Annotated in this window: 5 protein-coding genes and 1 pseudogene; all 6 read left to right on the top strand. The window is 68.5% G+C overall.

Annotated features, from left to right (window positions below; genetic code table 11):
• Positions 1-115: 115 nt before the first annotated feature.
• Positions 116-1,189: an undecaprenyldiphospho-muramoylpentapeptide beta-N-acetylglucosaminyltransferase gene (murG, locus tag VFL64_RS09125; protein ID WP_489540066.1), complete on the top strand. Its 1,074-nt coding sequence runs from the start codon at positions 116-118 to the stop codon at positions 1,187-1,189.
• 85 nt (positions 1,190-1,274) lie between these two features.
• Positions 1,275-2,684, top strand: coding sequence for a UDP-N-acetylmuramate--L-alanine ligase (gene murC / locus VFL64_RS09120; RefSeq protein WP_489540065.1), 1,410 nt, complete (start codon positions 1,275-1,277; stop codon positions 2,682-2,684).
• Between the two features lie 85 nt (positions 2,685-2,769).
• On the top strand, positions 2,770-3,738 hold the full coding sequence (locus VFL64_RS09115; RefSeq protein ID WP_489540064.1) for a D-alanine--D-alanine ligase: 969 nt from the start codon (positions 2,770-2,772) through the stop codon (positions 3,736-3,738).
• Between the two features lie 10 nt (positions 3,739-3,748).
• The gene (locus tag VFL64_RS09110; protein ID WP_489540063.1) at positions 3,749-4,561 is read left to right on the top strand and encodes a cell division protein FtsQ/DivIB; all 813 of its coding nucleotides are present in this window, start codon (positions 3,749-3,751) and stop codon (positions 4,559-4,561) included.
• Positions 4,562-4,570: 9 nt separating this feature from the next.
• Complete coding sequence (gene ftsA / locus VFL64_RS09105; protein WP_489540062.1) at positions 4,571-5,800, top strand: cell division protein FtsA; 1,230 nt, start codon at positions 4,571-4,573, stop codon at positions 5,798-5,800.
• A gap of 163 nt (positions 5,801-5,963) precedes the next feature.
• A pseudogene (locus tag VFL64_RS09100) lies at positions 5,964-6,094 on the top strand (cell division protein FtsZ); the annotation flags it as partial.

The raw sequence follows: 6,094 nt of genomic DNA, 5'->3' as shown, positions 1-6,094 counted from the left end.
TGACGCTGCCGCTGATGAGCTTTGGCGGCTCGGGCATCTTGATGAACATGGTGGCGCTCGCCATCGTGCTGCGGATCGACATCGAGAACCGCCAGCTGATGCGTGGAGGCCGCGCATGAGCAAGCACCTGGTGATCATGGCGGCGGGCACGGGGGGGCATGTGATCCCCGGTCTCGCCGTTGCCACCGAGATGCGCAAGCGCGGCTGGACCATCAGCTGGCTCGGCACCACGCACGGCATGGAGAACAAGCTGGTGCCGCCCTCGGGCATCCCGATGGACAACATCACGTTCAGCGGCCTGCGCGGCAAAGGGATGCTGCACACGCTGACCGGCGGTTTCCGCTTGCTCGGCGCCTTCTGGAGCTGCCTGCAGATCCTGCGCAAGCGCCACGCCAGTGCGGTGCTGGGCATGGGCGGCTACGTATGCTTCCCGGGCGGGCTGATGGCCTCGCTGCTCGGCAAGCCGCTGATGCTGGTCAACGCCGACGCGGCGCTGCTGCTGAGCAACAAGAGCCTGCTGCCCATCGCCGACAAGGTGGCCTTCGGCTTCGATGGCGACGCGGCGCACAAGGTCAAGCAGGGTGTGGTCACCGGCAACCCGGTGCGCGCCGAGATCGAGAACCTGCCCACGCCGCTGGAGCGCTTCGAGCACCGCCAGGGCCCTCTGCGCGTGCTGGTGGTGGGCGGCAGCCTGGGCGCCAGCGCCTTGAACGAGGCGCTGCCGCGTGCCGTCGCCCTGCTGCCGGCAGGCGAGCGCCCGCGCCTGACCCACCAGACGGGTACCGCCCACTTCGAGAAGGTGCGCGCCGCCTACGCCCAGGTGCAGGTCGATGCCGAGGTGCTGCCCTTCATCGACAACATGAGCGAGCGCCTGGCGAGCTGCGACGTGATCGTCTGCCGCGCCGGCGCCGTGACGGTGAGCGAACTGTGCGCCGCCGGCGTGGCCAGCGTGCTGGTACCGCTGGTCGTGAGCACCACCAGCCACCAGCGCGACAACGCGCAGTGGATGGCCAGGCAGGGCGCCGCCATCCACCTGCCGCAAACCGAACTGACCCCGCAACGCCTGGCCGACATGCTGAAGAGCCTGACGCGCGAGGCATTGCTCAACATGGCGACCAAGGCACGGGCCCTGGCGCGGCCGAAGGCGGCTGCGCATGTCGCCAACGAACTGGAGGCACTCGCAGCATGAGAGCGATCCGAGCGCCGGGCCGCCCCAAGCCGGATCGCATCCCCATGGGGGATCGGCCGACGTACCCGGCGGACGAGGGGCAGACATGAAGCACGCCGTCAAACACATTCACTTCGTCGGTATCGGCGGCGCCGGCATGAGCGGCATTGCCGAGATCCTGCACAACCTGGGCTACACCGTCTCGGGCTCGGACCAGAGCGACAGCCCCACCTCGCGCCGCCTGGCCTCGCTGGGCATCAAGGTGTTCGTCGGTCACGAAGCCGGCCACATCGCCGGGGCGGAGGCGGTGGTGACCTCCACCGCGGTGAAGTCCGACAATCCCGAGGTCATCGCCGCCCGCGCCAGGCGCGTGCCGGTGGTGCCGCGCGCCGTGATGCTGGCCGAGCTGATGCGCTTGAAGCGCGGCATCGCCATTGCCGGGACACACGGCAAGACGACCACCACCTCGCTGGTGACCAGCGCGCTGGCCGAGGCCGGGCTGGACCCGACCTTCGTGATCGGCGGCAAGCTCAACGCGGCCGGCGCCAACTCGCGCCTGGGGCAGGGCGACTACATCGTGGTCGAGGCCGACGAGTCGGATGCGTCGTTCCTGAACCTGATGCCCATCCTGTCGGTGGTGACCAACATCGACGCCGACCACATGGACACCTACGGCCACGACCTCACGCGGCTGAAGGGTGCGTTCGTGGAGTTCCTGCACCGCATGCCCTTCTACGGCGCGGCCATCCTGTGCGGCGACGACCCCGGCGTGCGCTCCATCATCCCGATGGTCTCGCGCCCCGTCATCACCTACGGCTTCGGGCCCGATGCGCAGGTGCGCGCGGTCAACGTGCAAGCGCTGGTTGGCGGGCAGATGCGTTTCACCGCGCAGCGCCGCAATGGCGTCGTGATGCCCGACCTGGAGATCACGCTCAACCTGCCGGGCGAGCACAACGTGCTCAACGCGCTGGCGGCCGTGGCCGTTGCCACCGAGCTGGAGCTGCCCGACGCGCCGGTGGTGAAGGCGCTGGGCGAGTTCCACGGTGTGGGCCGGCGCTTCCAGCGCTACGGCGAGCAGCGCGCGCGCAGCGGCGGCACGTTCACGCTGATCGACGACTATGGCCACCACCCGGTGGAGATGGCGGCGGTGATCGCGGCCGCGCGCGGCGCCTTCCCGGGCCGCCGCCTGGTGATCGCCTTTCAGCCGCACCGCTACACCCGCACACGCGATTGCTTCGAGGACTTCGTCAAGGTGATGGGCACGGCCGATGCCGTGCTGCTGGGCGAGGTGTATGCCGCCGGTGAGGCGCCCATCGTGGCGGCCGACGGCCGCTCGCTGGCGCGCGCGTTGCGCGTGGCGGGCAAGGTCGATCCGATCTTCGTGGACGAGATCGCGCAGATGCCGGAGGTGATCGCCGAGCAGGCGCGCGATGGCGACGTGGTGATTGCGATGGGGGCCGGGACGATCGGTGCGGTCGCGGGCCAGGTGGCGGAGTTGTTGAAGGAGGCGTCATGAACGAGTTCGAGCGCCGGGCCGCCCCAAGCCGAACGAGATCCCCGCGGGGGATCGTGAGCGGCGTTGCCGCGAACGAGGGGCAAACATGAGCATCAATGTGAAGGCGCTGGGCAAAGTCGCGGTGCTGATGGGCGGTACCTCGGCCGAACGCGACATCTCGCTCATGTCGGGCGAAGGTGTGCTCGCCGCGTTGCAATCGAAGGGCGTCAACGCACACGCCTTCGATCCTTCGGTCCAGGACCTGGCGGAACTGAAGAAGCAGGGGTTCGCGCGCTGCTTCATCGCGCTGCATGGCCGCCACGGCGAAGACGGCACGGTGCAGGGTGCGCTGGAGCTGCTGGGCATCCCCTACACCGGCTCCGGCGTGATGGCCTCCAGCATCGCGATGGACAAGGTGATGACCAAGCGCCTGTGGCTGGCCGACGGCCTGCCCACCCCGCGCTACGTGGCGCTGCCCAGCGACAAGCAGTCGCGCGAGGACGTGCGCGCGGTTCCCGACGAGCTGGGCCTGCCGCTGATCGTGAAGCCGCCGCACGAGGGCTCGTCCATTGGCGTGAGCAAGGTCAAGGGCTACTCCGAGATGGCCGATGCGGTGGCGCTGGCCGCCAGGTACGACCACGAGGTGCTGTGCGAGGAGTTCATCGACGGCGAGGAAGTCACCTGCCCGGTGCTGGGACAGGGGCCGGATGCCGTGGCGCTGCCGGTGGTGCGCATCGCCGCGCCCGAAGGTGCCTACGACTACCAGAACAAGTACTTCACCGACGTCGTGCAGTACCACGTGCCGAGCGGTTTGCCGGAAGCAGAAGAACGCGAGATCCAGCGCATCGTCGTCGCGGCCTACCGCTCGCTGGGTTGCCGCGGCTGGGGCCGCGCCGACCTGATGATCCGCAAGAGCGACCGCAAGCCGTACCTCTTGGAGATGAACACCTCACCCGGCATGACCTCGCACTCGCTGGTGCCCAAGTCGGCGGCTGCCAACGGCATGCCCTACGAAGACCTGTGCCTGCACCTGCTGGCCAACGCGGCGCTGGACACCGCGCCCCGAAAGGCCTGACCGGAACGCCATGCGCGCCCAAGCCGCCCTGCGCACCCCCCTGGCCGCCGCCCTGCCGGCCGACGTGCGCCTGCTCAACATCACCGCCTCGGTGTTGTTCGTGGTGGGGGCGGTGCTGATGGCCGCGCTGGCGCTGATGTGGCTGGTGCGCCAGCCGGTGTTCAACATCCGCGCGGTCAAGGTGGAGGGCGAGGTCTCGCGCAACAGCGTCTCGACCATCCGCGCCAACGCCATGCCGCAGCTGGCGGGCAACTACTTCACGCTCGACCTGGCGCGCGGCCAGCGCGCCTTCGAGGCCGTGCCCTGGGTGCGCCACGCCATCGTGCGGCGCGTGTGGCCCAACCGCCTCGCGGTGCAGCTCGAAGAGCACCGCCCGGCGGCGTTCTGGCTCACCAGGGAGGGTGACGACCAGTTGGTCAATCAGCAAGGCGAGGTCTTCCAGGCCAACCTGGGCGACGTGGAAGACGAAGACCTGCCCACGCTGCAAGGCCCGGACGGCAGCTCGGCCGAGATGCTGGCCATGTACCGCAAGCTGGTGCCGGTGTTCGAGAAGCTGGAGATGCACATCGACACGCTCAGCATGAGCGGGCGCGGCTCCTACCGCGCCGAGTTCGACAGCGGCGCCGAGATCGAGCTCGGGCGCGGCAGCGAAGACGAGATGGTGGCGCGCAGCCAGCGCTTCGTGGCCACGGTGACGCAGGTGATCGAGCGCTACCAGCGTCCGCTGGTCTACGCCGACCTGCGCCACAACGAGGGCTATGCGGTGCGCCTCAAGGGCATCACGACCGCGGTGGCGGCAACACCACCCGGCAAAAGGAACTGAGGGAAACAGATGGCCAAGGAATACAAGGATCTGGTGGTCGGCCTGGACATCGGCACCGCGAAGGTGATGGCGGTCGTGGCCGAGGTGCTGCCGGACGGCGAACTGCGCGTGGCGGGCCTGGGCATTGCCTCGGCGCACGGCCTGAAGCGCGGCGTGGTGGTCAACATCGACGCGACTGTGCAGAGCATCCAGCAGGCGCTGAAAGAGGCCGAGATGATGGCCGACTGCAAGATCACGCGCGTCTACACCGGCATCACCGGCAGCCACATCCGCGGCCAGAACAGCACCGGCATGGTGATCGTGCGCGACAAGGAAGTGACGCCGGTCGACGTGACACGCGTGGTCGAGACCGCCAAGGCCATCAACATCCCGAACGACCAGCGGCTGCTGCTGGTGGAGCCGCAGGAGTTCGTGATCGACGGCCACGAGGTCAAGGAGCCCATCGGCATGAGCGGCGGGCGGCTCGAGGTGAAGGTGCACATCGTGACCGGCGCGCAGAGCGCGGCCGAGAACATCATCAAGTGCGTGCGCCGCTGCGGGCTGGAGGTGGACCAGCTGGTGCTCAACCCGAGCGCGAGCAGCCATGCGGTGCTGACCGACGACGAGAAGGACCTGGGCGTGGCCCTGGTCGACATCGGCGCCGGCACGACGGACGTGGCGATCTTCACCGACGGGGCGATCCGCCACACGGCGGTGATCCCCATCGCCGGCGACCTGATCACGAGCGACATCGCGATGGCGCTGCGCACGCCCACCAAGGACGCCGAGGAGATCAAGGTCGAATACGGCGTGGCCAAGCAGCTGCTGGCCGACCCGAGCGAGCAGCTCGAAGTGCCCGGCCTGGGCGACCGCGCGCCACGCATGCTGAGCCGCCAGGCGCTGGCCGGCGTGATCGAGCCGCGTGTGGAAGAGATCTTCTCGCTGGTGCACCAGGTGATCCGCGACAGCGGCTACGAGGAGCTGCTCTCGAGCGGCATCGTGCTCACCGGCGGCGCGGCGGTGATGCCCGGCATGGTGGAGCTGGGCGAGGACATCTTCCTCAAGCCGGTGCGCAAGGGCATCCCCACGTACCACGGTTCGCTGCACGACATGGTGGCCAGCCCGCGCTCGGCCACCGTGATGGGCCTGCTCGAAGAAGCGCGGCTGGGCCGCGCGCGCGGCATCAAGGCCGCCCAGCAGGCAGGGTCGGTCAAGACATTGTTCGGGCGAGCCAAGGACTGGTTCCTCGGCAACTTCTAAGCACACAGGGAGCTCGCAACCATGACAACAGCAAGAAACGACTTCGTCTCCAAGCCGCCGCACGCGGGCCATGACCCACCTTCGGGCTAGGCAAGAACCACCGCAACACAAGACCAAGATTCACAGCAACACAACGGCAACTGCAAACTGATTGGAGTTCAACATGGCCATCGAAATGATCGAAGAATTTGACCTCGGCACCCAGATCAAGGTGATCGGCGTCGGCGGCGGCGGCGGCAACGCGGTCGACCACATGATCGCCAGCGGCGTGCAGGGCGTGCAGTTCATCTGCGC

It is taken from the genome of Rhizobacter sp. (assembly GCF_035702065.1).
Classification (GTDB): Bacteria; Pseudomonadota; Gammaproteobacteria; order Burkholderiales; family Burkholderiaceae_C; genus Rhizobacter.
This window is presented reverse-complemented; position numbering and strand designations above follow the sequence as displayed.

What these genes read in the sequence shown, in the direction of transcription:
- murC (WP_489540065.1), top strand. Translation starts at nt 1,275, where the DNA reads ATGAAGCACGCCGTCAAACACATTCACTTCGTCGGTATCGGCGGCGCC.
- murG (WP_489540066.1), top strand. Translation starts at nt 116, where the DNA reads ATGAGCAAGCACCTGGTGATCATGGCGGCGGGCACGGGGGGGCATGTG.
- VFL64_RS09115 (WP_489540064.1), top strand. Translation starts at nt 2,770, where the DNA reads ATGAGCATCAATGTGAAGGCGCTGGGCAAAGTCGCGGTGCTGATGGGC.
- VFL64_RS09110 (WP_489540063.1), top strand. Translation starts at nt 3,749, where the DNA reads ATGCGCGCCCAAGCCGCCCTGCGCACCCCCCTGGCCGCCGCCCTGCCG.
- ftsA (WP_489540062.1), top strand. Translation starts at nt 4,571, where the DNA reads ATGGCCAAGGAATACAAGGATCTGGTGGTCGGCCTGGACATCGGCACC.